The organism is Chryseobacterium sp. CS3K3.1, from assembly GCF_059515165.1.
This window is the reverse complement of sequence record NZ_JCAKRV010000050.1, coordinates 1-1,008: the sequence shown is the minus strand read 5'-3', so window position 1 is coordinate 1,008 and position 1,008 is coordinate 1. Positions and strand designations below refer to the sequence as shown.

At 26.9% G+C, this 1,008-nt stretch carries 1 protein-coding gene; it reads right to left on the bottom strand.

All coding sequences use genetic code 11. The features are described from left to right. Positions 1 to 282: 282 nt before the first annotated feature. Entirely contained in the window at positions 283 to 945 is a 663-nt protein-coding gene (locus tag AC5YGI_RS22025) for a hypothetical protein (protein WP_330744404.1), read from the bottom strand. Positions 946 to 1,008: the final 63 nt, after the last annotated feature.

Genomic DNA, 1,008 nt, shown 5'->3' with positions numbered 1-1,008 from the left:
TGAGATATGGTTCAGCCCAAAAGGATAATAGTTATTGGTATCGATAATCAGGAACGCCTGCGCTGTTTTTGGCAAAACTTACCCTGGTATTTCCAAGATGGTCTTTTTACCAACACATCTGAAACACCTGATATGACCTTCAATATTTTAGACAGCCTATTTTCTCCTATGCCTTATCCACAATATCATGGTAGATTGAGGTTTCTATTCATTTTTTAAAATTAGAGTATTGATTTTCAATACTCTAATTTACTACCAACATATTTGGAACATTACTAAAATTTATTTAATGATCTTTTCAGGAAAAAAATCTTTCAGATCAATATCATAAATTACAGGATTACATTCTTTTTCAGAGCTATTCTCTTTAGGTACCTTAGAAATATTACTCAAAATGTCATCTATATTTTCGTAAACAGCATTTCCTTTTAGATCAATGTGTATAATATTACAACGATTTCTATTATCCTGTATTGAAATGCTAGATTTATATGTATTCATATCATATGGTGGATGAATATAACTGTACATCATTAGGTATTCATAATCAAAATTCTGATCGACTATAATCATTGAGGGTACAAACATGTAATTACCTGCCAAACCTGAGTATAAAGTAATATTGTAAATAGCTTTCTTTTTATAGTCAATACTTTGTTTGAATAGAGTAAGTATTCCTTTATTATACTTTTTAGAAAAGAAAATTAGATTTACCAAATCAACATTTCTATGTTTTTTATCAAAATCAAATTTTTTCCTATTTAAAAGATAAAATACACTATAATTATCATTATCCAATATCTTTATAATATTTCTTTTTTCTGCTTTTAAATCAATGGAAAATTGCTTACCTTCTATATCTGCCATTTTCATTTGAGGAAATGCATTTATGTTTATAATTAAAGCTAATAAAATTGTTATTTTATTTAATTGTTTTAACTCCATATTTTGTCATTATAATATTAAAATTTCTCTGCATAGCTGCACCATCTCTATACCAAACCCATC

Bases quoted from the DNA above. Each gene is read 5' to 3' on its own strand.
- AC5YGI_RS22025 (WP_330744404.1), bottom strand. From the start codon at position 945: ATGGAGTTAAAACAATTAAATAAAATAACAATTTTATTAGCTTTAATT.